Origin of the sequence: Pokkaliibacter plantistimulans (assembly GCF_003194385.1) — a bacterium.
GTDB classification, from domain to species: Bacteria; Pseudomonadota; Gammaproteobacteria; order Pseudomonadales; family Balneatricaceae; genus Pokkaliibacter; species Pokkaliibacter plantistimulans.
The window spans coordinates 23,196-44,153 of the sequence record NZ_LAPT01000052.1 but is presented as its reverse complement, the minus strand read 5'-3'; the positions used below and the strand labels follow the sequence as shown (position 1 = coordinate 44,153).

Below are 20,958 nucleotides of genomic sequence, written 5' to 3'. Positions count from 1 at the left end.
TTCGGTGGCGCTCTGGGCACTGATGGTACCTGCCGTTGGGGCATCGTTCACATTGGCGACGATCAGGCTAAAGGTACTGCTGACGGCGGCATTGCTGCCGTCGGTGGCGGTGACTTTGATGCTGATCGCACCCACGTCGCCATTGGTGGGCGTGCCGGAGAAGGTGCCGGTAGCGGCATTGAAGCTCAGCCAGCTGGGCAGGACGGAACCGTCGGCCAGGGTCGCGGTATAAGTCAGGCTGTCACCGGCATCCACATCACTGAAAGTGCCTGACGGGACGGTAAAGGTGAAGGCGCTGTCTTCGGTGGCGCTCTGGGCACTGATGGTACCTGCCGTCGGGGCATCGTTCACATTGGTGACGGTCAGGGTAAAGCTGCTGCTGACCGAAGCATTGCTGCCGTCGGTGGCGGTGACTTTGATGCTGATCGCACCCACGTCGTCATTGGTCGGTGTACCGGAGAAGGTACGGGTAGCGGCGTTAAAGCTTAGCCAGCTCGGCAGCGCCGAACCATCCGCCAGCGTCGCGGTGTAGGTCAGGCTGTCACCGGCATCCACATCACTGAAGGTGCCTGCCGGGACGGTAAAGGTAAAGGCGCTGTCTTCGGGGGCGCTCTGGGCACTGATGGTACCTGCCGTTGGGGCATCATTGACCGGTGTTACCTCAACCGCAGAGGCCACGGACAGGGCCGTGGTTGCCGTGCCGCCATTTGCCGTCCCACCATTGTCGGTGACCGACGTCAGGGTGACGGTGCGGGTCGCGCTGCCGGGATCGTCCGAGGTGTTCTGATAGCTCAGGCCATTGATCAGGGTCTGCAGCTCAGCCGCTGACAGGCTGCCGCCGCTCAGGGTCAGGGTGGCAGTGGTGCCCGATACGGTCACGCTGTAGTTGAGGTCGTGACTGGTGGTGGTGCCACTATTGCCATCGGCCAGGCTCAGGCTGCTGCCATCGATACCCAGTAGTTCGCTGCTGCCGTTGGTCACGTTGGTGACCGTCAGGATCAGATCGGTGAAGGTCTGGCCGCTTTCCACGGTGGAGGCCGTAGCGCCGGTGAACAGGGTGACCGCACTGCCATTTTCCACAAAGGTGGGATTGGCGGCGGTGGCGGTCAACGTAGGCGCATCGTTGACCGGGGTCATGGCCACGGTGGAGGTCAGTGTCAGGCTGGTAGTATCGCTACCGCTATTGGCGGTGCCGCCGTTATCAGTAACCGAGGTCAGGGTGACCGCCCGGCTGGCCGCTGCGGGATCATCTGAGGTGTTCTGATAGCTCAGACCGTTGATCAGGGTCTGCAGCTCCGTGGCTGACAGGCTGCCACCACTCAGGGTCAGGGTGGCAGTGGTGCCCGAAACGGTCACGTTATAGTTGAGGCCATGGCTGGTGGTACTGCCACTGTTGCCATCGGTCAGGCTCAGGCTGCTGCCATCGATACCCAGCAGCTCGCTGCTGCCGTTGGTCACGTTGGTGACCGTCAGGGTCAGATCAGTGAAGGTCTGGCCGCTTTCCACGGTGGAGGCCGTGGCGCCGGTGAACAGGGTGACGGCACTACCATTTTCCACAAAGGTGGGATTGGCGGCGGTGGCGGCCAGTGTGGGAGCATCGTTGACGGCGGTGAAGTCGATAGCAATGGTCGACGCACTGCTGGTGCCGCCATCACCGTCACTGACCGACACGCTCAGCGTGCGGCTGCCGGTGTCCATATCGGCGCTGTTGGTGTTGGTATAGGTCAGGTTACGGACCAGTGCCTGCACGGCGGCTGCCGTGGCATTGCTGTTGAGACTGATCACCAGCGGGCTGCCAGCGGTACCGCCACTCAGGGTACCGATCAGGGTGCCTTCGTAGCTGATACTGGTGCCCGACAGACTGATCTGACCACTGCCTGTGCCCTGATTGCGGACCGACAGAACATCCTCCGTGCTGACGCCGTTGCTGGTGACCGACACGGTGACATTACCGCCATCGAAATCACTGGAATCGGCATCACTGACCAGCGCATCCTCGCCGCTGTCCAGCAGCAGGGCGCCGCTGTCTTCGACGTAGCTCAGGCTGCCGCCGTTGAGGGTAGAGAGATCGCTCAGCGTGGGCGCAATGTTCTGTACTACCAGCTGCACATCGTTACCATCGCCCCCGCTATAGGTGAGCTGGAAGGCGCGGCCGTTGATCAGCAGTGTCGTACCTTCCGCGATACCGCTGAAAGTGCCCACCACGCTGTCGGTGGCATCGTTATCGATCAGGGTAAAGGTGTCGGCCAGGGTCGGGGTATAGCCCAGATCCACGGACAGGGTGGCATTGGACAGATCAACACTGCCCGTGACGATCAGCTGATCGTACTCACTGCCTGCGGTGGTGCCGTCAATGTCCACCAGCAGGGTGCCATTGACCACCAGATCGCCGTTGACCGTCAGCGCGCCGGGGCTGTTGCCTGGGGCCAGCGTCGCACCGCTCAGTACGGTCAGATCACCGACACTGCCGGAGCCTTGCAGGGTACTGCCGCTGTTTACTGTGACATCACTGACCAGACTGCCGTTGACCGACAGGGTACCGGCACTGACGGTGGTGGTGCCGGTATAGGTGCTGTCACCGGTCAGGGTCAGCGTGCCTGCGCCGGTTTTGGTCAGATTGCCTGTGCCATCAAGGGCTCCCGAGAGAGTAGCGCCGTTGAGCACACTGATGGTGTTGCTGTCGCTGCTCAGGGTCACCGTATTGTCGATGATGACATCGGTGCCGGTAATCTCCAGGCTGCCACCGCTGCTGGTGGCGCTGCCATTGCTGGCTCCGGGAGTGGGGGTGGCCACTTTCCAGTCGCTGGTAGTCAGGGCGCTACCACCACCATCGGTGCTGCGCTGAATGGACTCGTTGTCCTTATCGCCGTTGTCGTCTTCATTGATCTGCGGCTGACCGCTGTTCAACAGCACCAACAGACCAGCATCGTCACCGTCATTGGTGTCGTAAACCACGGCATCCACCAGCCCGGAGGTGGTGACGGCGGTGCCATCGGGGAAGCTGCTGGCTGCGGCCTGATACAGGGCGACGGCATCGGCGCCATTCTGCAAGCTGTTATCGGCGAGAGTCAGACTATGGCTGCTGTCCATGCCCGCGGTGATGGCGGCACTGCCCACCACGAAGAAGCCGTTGGCATCAAGGCTCTTGCCGGTCAGGTCAACGGTCAGATAACTGCTGTCGTTGGAGCCATTGAAGAACACCAGCACATAGCCATCCAGCGACATATTGGCGGCGCCAAACAGCTCGACAAACTCAGCGGTATCCGTGCCGGGAGTATCGGCATCCACTTCGTTGATCAGCACACCGGAGATACTGGTGGTGCTGTCGCTGTTGAGGGTCAGGGCGCCCGCACCCAGATTGCTGTCGTCGGTAATGGACAGGGTGCCTTCGGACACCGTGGTACCGCCGTTGTAGCTGTTGCTGCCACTCAGGGTCAGGGTGCCTGCACCGTTTTTGCTCAGACTGCCGTCACCGGAGATTGTGCCGGAGAGCGTCAGGCTATTGGCATTACTGACACTCCCGTTATTGCTGCCCAGAAGAATAGCCTTAGTGATGGTGACGTCCGCGTCCGTCACCGCCAGGGAGCCGCCATTAAGGGTCAGGGCTCCGTCACCGAGATTGCCTTCATCGGCCACACTGAGGGTGCCTGCCAGTACGGAGGTCGAACCGCTGTAGGTATTGGTGTTGGACAGCGTCAGCACGCCGCCATCGGTTTTACTCAGATCGCCGTCACCGGAAATTAGGCCTGAAAGCGTTACAGCGTTGGCATTGCTGAGGGTGCCGCCGTTGCTGGTCAGGGCAATGGCATTGTCGATGGTGACCGCAGAGCCGGTGACGGTCAGGGTGCTGCCATTGAGGGTGACAGCACCGCTGCCCAGGTTGCTGTCATCGGTGATGCTGAGGTCACCCGCCAGCACAGAGGTATTACCGGTATAGGTATTAGTGCCGGAAAGAGCCAACGTGCCTGACCCTATCTTGGTCAGGTCAGCGCTACCGAATATGACACCGGAAAGAGTAGCCGTTTGCGAAGCAGAGACCGAAACATTCGCACTGCCAGCGAGGAGAATGGTGTTTGTCAGCGCGCCAGTCCCAGTTATCGCTAGCGTTGTACCACTGCTGAGGACAATGCCCTGACTACTTATATTAGTGCTGCCATTGATGGATAGCGTACCACTATCCACATAAGTTGCGCCGGAATAGGTATTGATGCCAGATAGCAGCAACGTACCTGCATCAGTCTTACGCAGGCTGCCGGTACCGGAGACAGAGCCAGAAATGGTAACGGTCTGCGAGCTGCTGACCGATATGTAAGACGTACCACTCAATGTCACTGCATTGTCGATGGTAGTGGTGCCAGCAACAGCCAGAGTTGTTCCTAATGCCAGCGTCACCGTTCCTGTACCCAGATTGCTGTCATCAGCAATGCTGAGGGTGCCCGCGGATACGGTAGTGGTGCCGCTGTAGCTGTTGCTGCCGGACAGGGTCAGGGTGCCGGTGCCGGTCTTGACCAGACTGCCGTCCGTACCCGTGATGGAGCCTGACAAGGTAGTAGAGGTGTTGTCACCGCCCAGTGTCAGCGTGTTGCTGTTCAGGGCGATGGTGCCTGCGCCGGAGACAGAGCCCACGGTCTCGCTGCTACTGAGTGCTAGGGTTGCGCCGCTGCTGACAGTCACGGTACCGCTATCGGACAATGCGGTGCCGCCTGACAGGGTTAGGGTACCGGCGCTGACGATGGTTGTACCGCTGTGGACACCGTTGCCTGCAAGGACCAGGGTGCCCTCACCGGCCTTGGTTAGGGAGCCGGTGCCAGAGGTGACACCGGACACAGTGGCAGTGATACCGCTGCCGACCGTGATGGTGCCGTTCTGCACCAGTGTAATACCGTTGGCGAAGGTCGCGGTGCCCGCCAGGGTCAGATTACCGCCGTCCAGCTTGACGGCGCCGATGCCTAGGTCATTGGCTTCTGCCACCTGCAGGGTGCCTGCCCCCACCACCAGTGTTGAGATCCCGCTGCCGCTGACATTGTTGGTACCGGTCAGGGTCAGGGTACCGCTGCCAGTCTTAGTCAGCGTCTGAGCCAGCCCCGACAGGTTGCCTGACCAGGTCACGTCAGCCAGGGTAGACAGGGTCGCTGACTCCTGTTGGAGATAGGTCAGTCCCACTGTCAGGGTGTTGTCGATGGTGGCGGCGGAGGTCACCTGTAGCGTGGTGCCATCGCGTAGCGTTACACCACCGCTACCGAGGTTAGTATCGGAGGCAATGCTCAGCGTGCCCGCGGAAACCGTGGTGGCATCGTAGCTGTTGCTGCCGCTCAGCGTCAGAGTACCACTGCCGGTCTTGATCAGATCGCCGCCATCTACATCAGTCACGATCTGGCCAGAGAAGGTAGTAGAGCTGTCATCGCCGCCGGTGGTCAGGGAGCCACCGTTCATAGTGACGGTACCGGCCCCGGCCAGCGAGCCGATGGTTTCGCTGTCGCTGTCCAAATCCAGAGTAGTGCCGCTGGCGAGGGTAACGGCAGTGGTATCCGCCAGTGCCGACCCACCGGCCAGTGCCAGCGTACCGGCCGACACCACCGTGGTGCCGGTATAGAGGTTGGTACCGTTCAGGTACAGGGTGCCGCTACCGGTTTTGGTCAGGCCGCCGGTGCCGCTGATGACGCCGCTGTAGCTGCCAAATGTCGACTGATTGACAGTCAGACTGTTAGCGCCCAGCGCGATAGCACCGCTGCCGGACAGCTGACCGACCGTTTCTGAGCTCAGCAGTTCCAGGTTGCCACCGGACAGGGATAATGCACCGCTGTCAGACAGGGAGGAGCCGCCAGAGGCGACCAGCGTACCCGCGCTGACGGTGGTGCTGCCGGTGAAGGTATTAGTGCCGGACAGGGTCAGGGTGCCTACACCGTTCTTGCTCAGATCGCCGTCACCGGAGATCGTGCCGGAGAGGGTGACGCTGTTGGCGTTGCTGACACTCCCGCTGTTGCTGCCAAGAAGAATGGCTTTGGTGAGGGTGACATCAGAGCCAGTGACAGCCAGCGTGCCGCCATTGAGGGTCAGGGCGCCGTCACCCAGATTGCCTTCATCGGCCACACTGAGAGTGCCTGCCAGTACGGAGGTCGCGCCGGTATAGGTATTGGTGTTGGAGAGCGTCAGTACACCGCTATCGGTTTTGCTCAGATCGCCGCCACCAGAGATTACCCCCGACAGGGCAACATCATTGGCGTTGCTGATTGTGCCGCCATTGCTGGTCAGGGCGATGGCATTGTCGATGGTCACCGCAGAGCCGGTGACGGTCAGGGTGCTGCCATTGAGCGTAACGGCACCGCTGCCCAGATTACTGTCATCGGTAATGCTAAGGGTGCCCGCCAGTACAGAGGTGCTGCCGGTATAGGTATTGGTGTTTGACAGCGTCAGGATACCGCCATCGGTCTTGCTCAGATCACCATCGCCGGAGATCACCCCGGACAGGGTGACGGTGTTGGTATTGCTGATCGTACCGCCATTGCTGGTCATCTCCACCGCATTGTCGATGGTGACGCCGGAGCCGGTGATGGTCAGGGTGGTGTCATCCAGCAGCACTGCACCTGTACCCAGATTGCTGTCATCGGTGATGCTGAGCGCACCGGCTTCCACGCTGGTGGTACCGGTATACAGGTTGCTGCCGGAGAGAGTGAGGATACCCGCGCCGTTCTTGATCAGGTTGCCACTACCGGAGATTGCACCTGACAGGGTCAGAGCATTGGCATTGTTAAGCGTGGCAGTGGTACCACTGACGTAGAACGTGTTATCGATAGTGCCCGTGCCGGTGATAATCAGATTGCTGCTGAGGTACACCATACCGGTGCCGAGATTGCTGTCATCGGTAATGCTCAGAGTGCCTGCATAAACGTTAGTCATGCCGCTGTAGCTATTACTTCCTGACAAAGTAAGGGTGCCAGAGCCTGTCTTGGTGATGGCGCCCGCGTCTACATAGTCCTCGATGGTTCCGGAGAAGGTGGTCGACGTGTTATCTCCGCCCATGGTCAACGTGCCCCCATTGAGGGTCACGGTACCGCTGCCTGCCAGAGAACCAATGGTTTCACCGTAATAGTCTACGAAAAGCGTGGCACCACTGCTCACGGTGACGGCGCTGGTATCGGCAATCGCCGATCCGCCGGTCAGAGACAGCGTACCGGCAGAGAGGGTGGTGGCTCCGGTGTAGGTATTTGCCCCTGAAAGAGTCAGGGTTCCTGCACCATTCTTGGTGACGTTCGTGGTCCCGGAAGAGGTAGAAATGACTCCCGAGAGGGTCACATTCTGATCATTGGTCAGGGTCAGGTCTTTGCCCAGCAGAATGCTGTTGCTGAACGTACCACTGCCCGTCAGGGTTACTTCTCCCGTTCCGCCAGCGACATACAGCTGAGCATTGGCACCCAATGAGCCACTGGCTGCGAGTGACAGAGAGCCCTGATTGACGACCAGTTGGGCGCCGTTAAAGCCGGTGGTACCGGATAGTTCCAGCACACCGTTACCTGATTTACCCAGATTCTGTGTTGAGTCAGCAACGTTGATGGCACCGCTGAGCGTCAGGGTTTCTCCTGTGGCCACGTTGATGGTGCTGGTCTTGGAGCCTGAGGTGTTGGCCAGATACAGGGAGTTTGTCAGCGCATAGCTACCGGTTGCCTGTAAATTGCCGCCGGTCAGAGAAATAGTGCCACTGCCCAGTGCGGCGGCATTGGCGGCAACAAGGTTGCCTTTGGTCACGGTGATGCCACCGGCAAAGCTGCTGTTATCGCCAGACAGCGTCAAGTTTCTGGTGGTGCTGCTATTGGTCTTGGTCAGCGTGCCATTGCCAGAGAGAGTACCTGAGAGTGTGGCTTCTGTATTGAGTACATCCACGACAGCGCCATCAACATCGATTTCAATATCATTGTCGATGGTGCCCCCCCCGGTGAGTACCAGGGTGCCGCCATTCAGGGTCACTGCCCCTGTGCCAAGATTACCATCCTGAGCGACCGACAAGGTGCCATCGTTGATGATGGTAGATCCCGCGTAGGAGTTGTTGCCCGACAGCGTCAGAGTGCCTGCTCCCAGCAACTCAAGATTGCCGTCACCTGCTATCACACCAGAAAGCGTCAGCGCATTGGCATTGCTGATATAGCCACTGTTGCTGCTCAGGTTAATGCTGTTGTCGATAGTGACACTGCTGCCTGTGACCGTCAGCGTGCCGCCATTCAGCGTTAAGGCTCCTGTACCCAGGTTATCGTCGCCTGCAACACTCAGGCTACCCACCAGCACGGACGTCGCACCGGTATAGGTATTGGTGTTGGACAACGTCAGCACGCCGCTATCGGTCTTGCTCAGATCGCCGTCGCCAGAGAGCACCCCGGACAGGGTGACGGTGTTGGCATTGCTGAGGGTGCCGCCATTGCTGCTCAGAGCGATGGCATTGTCGATGGTGACCGCAGAACCGGTGACGGTCAGGGTGCCGCCATCCAGTGTCACCAGCCCTGTACCCAGGTTTGCATCCGCAGCAATCGAAAGCGTACCGCCCTCTACCGTGATGGTATTCAGGCCGGTGCCAGCGGTGTTATTGGCTCCGGCCAGCGTGACGGTGCCTGCACCGGTCGTGATCAGGGATGAGCTGACCGAGCCGTCGTCGCTCAGTGCAGAGTTAATGGTCAGGGAGTCGGCACTGGCATTGCTCAGGGTCAGTTCCCCCGCCAGAAGCAGCGCATTACCCGTAATGGTCAGAGTGCCCACATCATCGGCATTAAAGATAATGCCGTCGGCAACCGTTGCACTGCTGCCAAGCGTGATCGTTTGACCGTTCAGCCCTGAAGCAAAATCGATAGTGACGGTATTGCCAGTGCTGGTAACGCGGTTGCTGGCGTAATACAGCGCTTCACGCAGGCTGAGGCCACCGCCATCTGCACTGTCCGCGGCAAAGCTGCTGACAGAGGCATCATCGGTGCTGTCCAGATTGGTCGTGACCAGTAACTCATCATTAATGGTAATGGTGAACACTTCTTCGTAGGTGCCTGAAGCACCATCATCAGCCTGTACTCTGATGGAGTAGCTGCCTGCAGCCATGCTGACTGGATCAACAGCGGTCAGTGTGGTTCCGGAAATATTGAAAGAGGCGTTGTCAGTATCACCGCTTCCAGACACCAGAGTGAATGTCCAGGAAGAGTTATCAACGTCAGTGGCCGACAGTGTGCCAACAGTCACTCCCGCGCCATCATAGGCTGATGCAGTAGTACCGCTGAGGGCGATGTCGGTAGGGGCATCGTTAACCGGGGTAATGGATACTACAGCCTGATTTGTCCCTGTGCTGTCTGTACTGCCGTCGTTGAATGTCCAGTTCAGCGTCACGCTGGTGGATGGGTCTTGTGACGCGTTGGCGTAGGTAATGGCTTGCAATACGGCATCCGCAATAGCCGATGTGGTATTGGCGTTGAATGTAAGCGTCAGCACGCCAGCTGAATTGGCTGTCACAGTGCCCACTGTAGTGCCATTGTAGGTAAATGATTGGCCTTCGGTCAGCGTACCCAGCAGACCACTGTTGCCAAACTGGTCATCGGTATTGGCGCCGCCACTTCGGCTGATGGTGACAGAGGCGCCGTCATAATTTCCCTGCGCACTATTCAGTGCATCCAGTTCAGTGTCGGTAATGGTGACATTGCTGTCGATAACTACGGCAGTGCCGTCTTCGGTATAGGTTGCACCGCCATTCAGATTGGTAAAGCTGGGTGGGGAGTTCAAGGTAATCAGCGTATCGGCACCGCCATTGGTGGTGGTCACGATAAAACTCGCTGTTGGAACGGAGGTCAGTGTGATAACGACTTCCGGGCTGGCAAAGGTGGTTGAGTCGGTGTCGATTTCAAGCGTCGAACCATTGATGCGCACATTCGCTGCTGTCAGATTGGTGACACCTGTGAGCTGAATGCTGTCGCCACCCGAAAGATCGGTAATCGTATCGCCGTTTAGCTCTGATGCTGTACCAACAAAAGTATCATTGCCAGACCCGCCTTTAAGGCTGTCGGTACCTGCACCGCCAGAGATGATGTCATCACCGGCGTTGCCTTCTATAGTGTCATTGCCACTGCCGCCACTTAACGTATCGGCCCCTGAGCCACCTTTGATCAAATCTGATCCTGCAGTGCCCGTCACCACCATGCCGCCGCCAGTGATGTTGCTCAGAATAATATTGTTGGTGCCGCTGCTGTTTGTGTCATCGGAGAAGTCAATTTCACGCAATCCTTCGCTGTAGGCATTGGCCTTGAAGGTCATGTTGAATGTACTGGAGTTGGCATTGCTGGAGAGTTTTTCAATGCCGCTGATACCTGTCGACCAATCCAGGCCCGACCCGAATGTGAACGTACTGGTGGGCTCGAAACGCAGCGTGTCTGTGCCATCGCCACCAGAGATAGTATCAATGAATTGATTGGTGCCGCTGTTGAACAGGGAGCTGGAGCTGGTAAAGCGGAAGATGTCGTCTCCGGCACCACCATCTAGTATGTCGGCTTCGGTTCCTGAGCCGCCATAGAGAGTATCGTTACCATCCCCGCCTTCGAGCGTATCTGAACCTGATCCCCCGATGATGATGTCGTCACCACTGGTACCTTTGATGGTCACGCCGCTATTGTTGCTGGTCGTTAATGTGCCGGTATCGCCACTGGAGCGATCCATACCGCTGGCATCAAGGGTTATACCTGAGGCAGTCAGCGTGAACCCGGCCTGGGTCAGCGTGCCTCCGGTACTGGTAAGAGTGCCGATGGTTTCACTGGCAGCAAGCACCAGCGTGCCCCCTGTAATATCAACGGCGCTATTGTCTTCAATGGCATTGCCACCGGAGAGGGTGAGTGTGCCTGCAGACAATGTTGTACTGCCGGTGTAGGTGTTAGTGCCAGACAGTGTCAACGTTGAGCTGCCTGTCTTAACGAGTGCGCCACTGCCAGAAATCACGCTAGATATCGTAACTGCAGCAGAGTTGCTGATGGTGCCGCCGCTGGAGCCCAGGCTTATGGCGTTGTCGATAGTCGTCGCGCTCGTCACCGATAAGGTGCCGCCGTTCAGAGTGAGTGATCCGCTACCTAGATTGTTGTCTCTGAAGATCGACAGTGTGCCGTCGGTGACAGATGTCACGCCACTTTGGCTGTTCGAGGCTGACAGAACTAATGTCCCTGCGCCTGTCTTAATCAGCGATCCCGTAGCGGCGGTATCGTTGGCCAGCTTGACCGTTGCCGCCAGTGTCAGCGTATCGCCGGTCGCGACATTGACGGTCAGGTCGCCCTGTAGTTTCAAGGAGTATTGACTGCCTGCAGACTGACCAATCGTCAGTCCCAGTGCCTCGGTGCTATCCAGTGTATCGCCTGCGCCGACCGAGGTATTAGCTCCCACGGTAATAGTGGAGTTGTCAGCCAGCTTGATCTTGATGGTGTCGGCTCCGGACTGGGCTACACCGCGTGCCAGGGCCTCCTGTAATGAGAAGCCATCGGCGGCATCACCGTCAGTATCGGTCCCCGTCTGATCGACATAGATCGTTGAGCTGGTGACGGTGACATCGCCTGTGACTGCATTGGAGGCATACTGGTCAGTCAGGGTAAAACGGATGGTGGTATCGCCATAGGGCGTGGCGTTGCTGTAGCCGATGCTGCGTACCAGATTCTGTACCCGAGCGGCGGTGGCGTTGGCATCGAAAGTGACGACCAGTGCGCCGGTCGCAGAGGTATAGCTCCAGGTGGCAAATTGCGTACTACCGTCAGAGAAGGTGCCGCTGCTATCGCTTCCCTGAGTGATGGAACCGGTAACGCTCAGCCCTGCACCGCTGAGGAAATTGAATACATCGTTGGCATTGCCATCAGCAGTACCTCCGGAGGTGACTCTCTGGACCGTCAGGGTACCGTTAGTCCAGGCATCAGCAGCATCCGTGACGGTGGCATTGGCTATGTCCGCCAGGCCGTTAATGGCATCTGCCAGAGCGACACTGTTACCTGTGCCACTGCTGCTACCATTCAGGTCAAGGGTAGGTGGCTGATCGATGGGAGCCTGCAGGGCAAACTCGTTACCACCGCTTGCGTCAGTGTTGCTGCCAAGGGCAGCTCCGCTGAAGTTATCAGTCGCGGCGTAATAAGCAGTGAGGACGGTGGCGTTACCGCCCGCAGTCACAGTGCCGCCTTCTGTCACACCCGAGAAGGTACCGGAGATAGCGTCGGAGCCATCGTTAGTGATAAGCCGATACGCATCCCCGTTGTCCGGTGTGTAGCTGTGGTTAACCGACAGCGTTACGCCCGTACCGATGGTGACCGTACCGTTGACCGCAACGGCATCATAGGTCGAACCAATATCCGTGCCGGCAATGTCCACCGAATAGGTACTGTTGTTGCCGAAGGCCAGATTACCGTAAAAGGTAAGGGCGCCGACATCATTGTTAGTGCCTTCCACACCGGGAGCCAGAGTGCCATTGATGGTGGCAGTGTTGGAGGTGCCAGAAGATGAGAAGATGCTGCCGGTACCCGCCAGCGTAGCGCCGCTGGCGACGGTCAGTGTGGAAGTGCCATCCAGCGCGCCAGTGACCTCCAGATTCCCTGCAGATACAGTGGTTGCACCGGTATAGGTATTGGTTTCTTCCAGAGTGAGGGTGCCATTACCGTCTTTCACCAGCGCGAATGCACCAGCAACTACACCGCCGACGGTAAGGGACGAGGTGTCCTCAACATAAATGGTGGCGTCTGCCGCCATGGTGATGGTGCCGGTCAATACCGATGTACTGCTCCCGGCAGTGACAGAGATGGCCCCCATACCATCACCGTCACCACTGATAGTGATATTTTCTGCCAGAGTCCGGCTGTTGACTCTAAGAGCCGCTCCGCTGTCGATAGTGGTGGTGCCGATGGCACTGCCCAGTGCGGTGTCGCTGCCCACATCCAGCGTGCCTGCAGTAGCAGTGATGTTGCCGTCATAGCTGGAGTTATCGCCGTTGAGTGTCAGGCGTCCGTCACCCGATTTGGTCAGGTTGCCTGTGCCGCTGAGGACGCCGCTCGCATTCAGAGCAGTGCTAGCGCCAACGCTGATCACGGCATCGGCCGACAGGGCAACGTCACCGGTCAGGCTTACAGAGAGGGGCGAGCCTGTCGTACTGATCGCCAGGGCGCCTGCAGAAGATACGCCTGTGCCACTGAGGGTGAGTGCCTCGGAGAGGGTGACTGCCGATTGAACAGCGAGTGTCGCTCCGCTGGAGACAACGGTACCGGCGCTGTCACTGCCCAGCGCGCTGTCGCTGGCAATGGTCAGCGTACCGGCACTGACAGTGGTCAGGCCCGAATAGCTATTGTTGCCACTGAGCGTCACATTGCCAGCCCCCGACTTGGTGACGGTGCCGGTGCCACTGATGGTGCCGCTGTAGGTGCCCGATGAGCTCTGGCTGAAGGTCAGCGCGGCATTGTTGATGTAGTCGCCGGTCAATGAGGAAGTGGTTCCCAAAATCGTACCGGCTGAAATGGTGGTGGTGCCGCTGAAGGAGTTGGCTGCACTCAGTGTCAGGGTGCCTGCACCTGCTTTTGTTAGCGAGTTACTGCCTGAGAGGGTGCCTGAAAGAGTGACGTCATTGGCATTGGTGATCGAGCCGCCATTGCTGCCAACTGCAATCGAATTGTCGATATTGACACTGGAGCCGGTCACGGTGAGCGAACCACCGTTCAGGGTGACAGCGTCCGCACCCAGATTGTCATCCGTTGCAACTGACAATGTACCAGCCAGCACGGAAGTGGTGCCGGTATAGCTGTTGCTGTTAGACAGGGTCAGGGTACTTGAGCCTGTTTTCGTCAACGAGCCTGAGCCGCTGACGGTGCCGGACAGGGTCACATCCGCATCAGTTTGCACCACAGCGCTGTCGATCAGGGCGAGGTTATTGTCTATCGTGGTGGCGCCTGTGATCTCAAGGGTGGTACCACCGTCCAGCGAGATGGCTCCTGCACCCAGACTACCGTCACCCGCGATGGCGAGGGTGCCGGTGCTCACTGTCGTTGTGCCGGTATAGCTGTTGCTTCCTGACAGATTGACGGTACCCGAGCCCACCTTAGTCAGAGAATATCCGCCGGTAATATCGCCGGTCAGGTTCAGTGTATCGCCTGCATTGTAAGCGCCAATACTGGTGTCTGCGGCCAGGGTGATAGTGCCACTGAGGGTGGCTGTCCCCGAGCCTTCATTAATTTTCAGGGCACCATAAGCGGAAAAGACCCCCGTGCCACTGATGGTCAGGTTCTCGGCGACGGTTAAACCATCAGCGATACGCATTGTTGTGCCGCTGGCAATGGTGGTACCTGCGGCACTTGAACCCAGAGCGTTGTTGTGGCCGACAATGATGATGCCGCTGCTGAGATTGATAGCACCATCATAGCTGCTGTTGTCGCCCGATAGCGTCAGGGCACCGCTGCCGGTTTTGGTCAGGCTTGCTGATCCGTTAAAGACACCTGCAATAGTTGCGGAGCCGCTGATATCAATGGTTGAGTTTTCTTCAACGAAAATACCACCGGATGTCAGTGTGCCGCTGGAGAGGGACAGAGTACCGCCATTCAGGGTGATCAAACCGGCAGAGGCTCCACCCATGGCCGCAGGATCGGTCAGTGCAAGCGTGCCTTCAGTAATTTTCAGTCCGACATTCTGCGAAATAGTCGTTGCACCCACTGTTAACGTACCCGCTCCCAGCTTTTCCAGGGTGCCAGTACCATCTAACAATGTGTTGGACAGAGTAACGGTTACGCTATTGGCTACAGAAATATAACCGCTTCCGGGATTGAGATTGACGCCTAACTCGAAGGCATTGTCGATGGTTGTGGTACCTGTGACGGCCAGCGTGCCACCGTTGAACACCACATCGCCATTGCCAAGATTGGCGTCGCTGGCTACCGAGAGTGTGCCAGCCTCCAGTGTAATATCACTGATGCCAGTGCCAGTGGTGTTATTGGTGCCTGAAAGGGTAAGCGTACTGCTTCCTGATTTGGTTAGCGTGAATGTGCTGCCGGACAGATTGCCACTAAGTGTCGCGTCAGCCGACGTAGTTATAGTCGCTGAGCCAGTCAAGCTGATGGCGTTATCGATGGTTGTAGCGCCAGTGATGGCGAGAATCGTGCTGTCGGCAAGCGTGACGGCGCCCGTACCCAGGTTGCTGTCACTGGCTACCGAAAGAGTGCCTGCGCTGATCAGGGCGTTCCACGCACTGCCTGTATTGGTTCCAGATAGGGTAAGAGTGCCGCTGCCTGTCTTGGTCAGGGTGTTCGTACTGCCCGAGACGGTGCCAGAAATCGTCGTATCAGCGTCCGTTTGCACCGTAGCGCTGCCGGACAGGGTGAGGTTATTGGTAAAGGTTGCCGCATTGGTAACGGCCAGGGTAGCGCCACTGCTAAGTGTGATAGTGCCTGTACCAAGGCTGTCGCCAGCTGAAACACTTACTGTCGTATCGCTGGAAATGACAGTACCGCCGCTAAAGCTGCTGTGACCTGAAAGGACGAGCGAGTTACCGTTGGACGAGCCGTAGTCAGATAAGGTGAGCGTTCTGCTGCCACCTGATTCTGTGATAGACCCTGACAGGGTATAGACGGCGTTTGCATCGGCAATCGGTGAGCCTTCGGTAAGGATGGTAGCGCTGCTGGCCAGGACAATATCGTTGCTAATGGTTTTGGTGCTGCCGGTAATATCCAGCATGACGTCGTTGGAGAGCGTGACCTGACCACTACCGAGAGTGCCTGTTCCCCCCACACCCAATATGCCTGCGGTTACAGCAATGGAGCCCGTGAACGAACTGGCATTGTTGATATAAAGGATACCCGCGCCGCTGCTGCTCAGTGCGCCTGAACCCGTGATGGCGCCGGTTAACACCCACTGTGCATTTGTTGCACTAAGCGTCCCGCTGCTGCTGATCTCAATCGCATTGGTCAGTATGTCGTATGCGGTAGTGTTGGTTACTGCGTCAGGATAATCACTGGTCCCACTTCCTGTATTGGCCAGCGTACCTCCATCCAGCGTAATCGTACCTGTACCGATATTGGTATGGTTGGTCAGGCTGAGTGTGCCGGCAGTGACGACAGTGGCAAAACTGGAGCCGTTGTTTGTTCCTGACAAACTTAACGTACCGCTACCCGCTTTGGTCAGCGTTGTATCATCGCCGGAAATGGCGCCGCTCAAAGTAACGGCGTTGGCATTGGTAATGGTAAAAGATTCGTTGGAGGAGAGGTTGATGGCGTTGCTTACCGTCACGCCTGATCCGGTGATGGTCAGCCCAGCGGCGCCGTTACTGCCGCCGAAAGTGATGTCGCCAGTGCCGATATTGCTGCTATTGGTGATGCTGACCGTACCAGCGTTGATCAACGTGCCACCGGAATAGTTGTTGGTGCCTGACAGGACCAGCGTGCCGGGGCTGACTTTGGTCAGGGAACCTGTTCCCGAGATACTGTTGGAGACAGTAACGACAGTACTGCTACCCAGTACGGCGATGGTTCCACCGGCGTCACCGAGCGAGATGAGGTTGTCCAGCGTACCGCCATTGAAAGCACTTGCCAGCATCAGTAAGCCGCCATCCAGCGTGACAGTGCCCGCGGGCAGGTTCGAGTCACTGCTAATGGATATGGCACCATTGGTGACAGTAAGCCCACCTGACCAGCCAGTGGAGTTACTGGTGCTGGAAAGAGTCAGGGTGCCACTACCTGTCTTGATCAGATTCCCTGAGCCACTAATGGCCGCAGACAGCGTACGACTGCTGCTCTGATTTACTGTCAGATCGTTAGATCCCAGGGCGAGGGTGCCACTACCGGAAATGGAGCCGACCGTCTCTGTTGCAGATGCCAGCGTCAATGTACCTGCGATACTGACAGCCGCCGTGTCTGCCAGGGCTGTGCCGCTGCTGCTGTTCAGTGTCACCCCGCCATTACTGATGGTCAGCGTGCCAGTAAAGTCGTTACTGCCTGTCAGGGTCAGGGTGCCGGTACCGCTCTTGGTCAAACCTCCCGTGCCACTGATCACACCATCAAAACTGGTGCTGGTGTTGTCATCGCCAGCGGTGAGCGTGTTACTACCCAGGGCTACTGCCCCCGAGCCTGCCAATGAGCCAATCGTTTCAGATGAACTGAGGGAAAGGGTCGCGCCGCTACTTATGGTGACGGCACTGCTATCGCCGATGGCACTACCACCCGATGCTATCAGTTCACCTGCACTGACCGTCGTGCTGCCGGTGTAATCGTTAGTACCGCTCAGCGTCAGTGTACCTGCGCCACTTTTAAGCAGAGCGCCGCTACCGCTGATGCTGCTGGTAATGAAGGCACTGTCGCCTGAGCCATTGCTCAGTGTCAGGATGGCGCCACTGGTCACGGACAGGGTGCTGCCAGCAATGGACATACCGCTGGCATTGTCCATATCGAACGTCAGGCTCTCGTTGATCGCCAGGCTGCCTGCCAGGGTCAGCGTCTGTCCGGCCAGGCTGCTGTCAAACACGATGGTCTGGGTACCAGTGCTGTCGGCAGCGGCAATCGCGACCGCTTCACTCAGGCTGACACCGTTGCTGACATCAATAGCGCTGGTGTCGGTGGCATTGGTTACGTAAATGGTGTCACTGGTGACAGTCACATCTGCTGTGGTGGCGCTGGTGCCATCCGACAGGCTGAAGCGGATAGTGGCATCACCGGCCGGAGTATCGTTGCGGTAGCTGATGTGCTGCATCACCTCCTGCACCAGTGCAGTAGTGGCTGTCGTACCGGCGCTGGTGAAGGTGATAGTCAGAACACCACTGGTGTTGGTGAAGGTCGCAAATGTGAGGCCGTCTTTCTGCAGATTGCTGCCAGAAACGGTGAATGAAGCACCGGAGATATCAAAATCAAAGGTGTCTGCAGACCAGGCGCTGCCAGAGCGTTGAACGGTCAGGCTGGCACCTGACCAATCGCCATCGCCACTGTTAAGGGCATCCAGTTCAGTATCGCTGAGCGTGGCGTTGCTGCTCGCATCAAGCACGACTGTACTGCCTACGCCAGCCCAGGCAACGGAGTCGCCAGCCACATTGGTGATCACGGGCGTGTCGTTATTGACGACGGTAATAGTGAATACCTTGTCATAGGTTTCACTGCCGCTATCGGTGGTCCTTATCCGCACAGAATAGGTGCCTGCGCTTAAGGCTGAGGCGCCTATGACCAGGTTGTCGCCGGAGATAGAGAAAGAAGCATTGTCAGTATCGCCACTTCCTGACACCAGTGAGTAGGTGAAGGTATCGCCACTGTCCTGGTCTGTGCTGCTAAGTGAACCGATGGTGCTGCTGGCACCTGCACTGCCGGATGCCACGGAGTCGTTGGAAATAGCAATGTCAGTGGGTGCATCGTTCGCATCCTGCACTGTCACGGTAATGGTGCGGTCGCTGGTATTACCAGCCAGATCGGTAGCACGAACATCCACTATGTACGTATTGTTCAGGTCACTGTCGGCTGGGTTCTCGAAGTCCTGACCTGTGGCAAACTCAAGGTTACCGCTGCTGATGGTGAACTTTGTTTGATCCGCTCCGCCAACAATGGAGTAAGTGACGCCACCGTTTGTGTCTGAGGCACTCAGGGTTTCAATGGCTGTGTCATTTTCATTCTGAGAGAGGCTTGTGCTGGTAGTCCACGATGGGCCAGTGGTATCGATGGTTAAATTCGACGACGAAGAAGCGGCTGATGACTGTGAGTTGATTGTCTGGATGGCTTTGATGTGAGTGTAAGTGCCATCTGACATGGTTGAGGCGGTAAGCTCAATGCTCGATCCCGTTGCAGTACCTGTAGCCAGGGTCTCGCCCACATCTACGACGCCATCATTATCAGCATCGTTGAACAGTGTCACCGTGGCGCCACTGGTTACGCCGCTTATTGTGTAGGTCGGTGTTGTAACGCTAGTCACGCCATCACTGCTTGATGAGCCACTGTCTGATGCGGCATTCAGGCTGGGCATGCCCGGCGCCGTTGGTATCGTTGTCACATCTACTTTGGTAACGCTGCTCATGAGATTGCCTGCAGAGTCTTTGGCCACGAAGTAGACGCTGTAGGCTGTATTGGACGTTAGCCCGGTGACTGCTGCAAATGAGCTATCAAAACTACCGGTGGTGGCTGACGAGCTACCTGCCGCCAGTACCGTGACACCGCTATAGTCGGTACCTGCCTCTACTTGTGCAGCAGTAGGTGCCGTAACGCTGTCATTGACAACGATGTAATAAATTGACCCCGCTTCATCAATGCTCGCAGATGGAGTGAAGCCGGATTGCGTTACGCTGGAGACGGATGGGCCAGTGTCGAAAGTGGGCGGAATGGTGTCTGAGCCGCCTGTTGTCGTCGATGTAAAAGAGAAGACCATTGTACGTGTGTCACTGCCAGCGTTAACCCCTCCATTGGGGTCAAACGAAAGGGTCTGGCCTGAGTAAGTAATCGTAGGTGTATCGCCAGTCGTGGTGCTGGATGTCAGTGATGCACTGGTGAATGAGTCTAGATTGCCTCCACTGAAAACGAGGTCAAAGGGATCAGTCCATCCTGATCCTTCATCAATAATGATAGTAACCGTTGATGCGGCAGGATCTATATCGATCGTTAAGACACCGGTTTCGATACTGGTAAACTCGTTACCGGCACCGACTGAAGTAGTTGCTAATGAGCTACCGCCTGCCTCCAGTGAGACGGTGGTTCCTTCAACACTTAGCTCATGCTCGTAAGCCGTAACAGAAAGTGCTGTGGTGGTAATGTCGCCCTCTGTTGTCTCAAGTATCCAGTCTCCCCCCAGCTCTGCTGCGCCGGTCAAATCATCCGAAGCCGCAATATCCGCAGCTGTCAGTTGTGCCAGCAGGGAGACAAAGCTCTGTCCTGAATCCTGTGCCACTTCACAGCCGTAAAGCAGCAAGTCGCCCGAGTCTGTCAGGGCCGCGCCCAGCTTGGCCAGATCATCCGCGCGCAGCTCGGCGGTGGTGCTGTCGAGGGTAAAGCTCCCCAGCTGCACTTCGCCTTCACTGCCGTGGCTGAGCACATGAATGGCATCGTAGCCTGAATGGGTTTCTGCCCAGTCGACCATCTGGCTCAGGCCATCTTCGCTGCCATCAATCAGTACCACTTCCATGCCCGCCGGGACGTTATCCACCAGCGTCTGATAGTCAGTGACTGAGGTATCGATAAATACCACTTCCCGGCGAGTGCTATCCCCGGCCACCGCAGTATCGGTCAGATCAGCGGAGCCGTCGTGGCTGTCGGTATCCTGCGAGGTATGTTGTGACGAGCCGTTATCACTATCGGCATTCTGCGTGGAGTCTGTTGTCTGGCTACTGGTGTCGGTCGCGCTGGTTGTCTCTGTGGTTGTGGCAGCCGTGGCTGCCAGGGCGCCATCAAACAGCATGCGGGGTTCGAGCGCCAAACCCAGTAGCTGAGGGGAGTCGGATGTTGCGGAGGGGGATTGCTGATTGTGCTTGCTAAACAGACGACGCCACAACATACCGAAAACTCCATAAAGAAGGGGATACCTGCTTCATCATCCTGACACGACCTGTCACATCGGATGGCTGGTCGCCAATGGCTTTAAAAGTAAATCAGTTAAGGGATGAGTGAAGCAAAGTGCAATAAAGTGCAAATAGTTTGTCAGCATATGGGTAGGAAAAGAGAGTGTCTAGGCTATTTTTAAGGGAGTTCCTTATAAAAAATTACGTCAGGTCATTCTCAACGACATTTGTAAACAGCGTTATCTGTGGTGGTTGACTGAAGTGTTTTGAAATCGAATGGTTTGGAAAAAACAATTGAAATTGGCTGCTGTAAAAGCTGAGCCGTCTGATAAGTGTAATTTATTGTTTTTATGGGGCTTTTATAAGAATTGAAATTGTCGAAAGCCAGGCGCAGTGCATCAGTAAGTTTGTTCAGCGTAAAAAAGCACTGACTGTAATTCGACATCTACCCGTTTGCGCGAGGTAGATGTCAGATACTGAGGTTCTTATTCTTT

At 57.2% G+C, this 20,958-nt stretch carries 1 protein-coding gene; it reads right to left on the bottom strand.

Going from position 1 to position 20,958, the window contains the following annotated elements:
* Positions 1 to 20,460, bottom strand: a 20,460-nt coding sequence (locus WH50_RS11945; protein WP_110187508.1) for an autotransporter-associated beta strand repeat-containing protein, incomplete at its 3' end; no start/stop codon positions are given.
* Positions 20,461 to 20,958 lie beyond the last annotated feature (498 nt).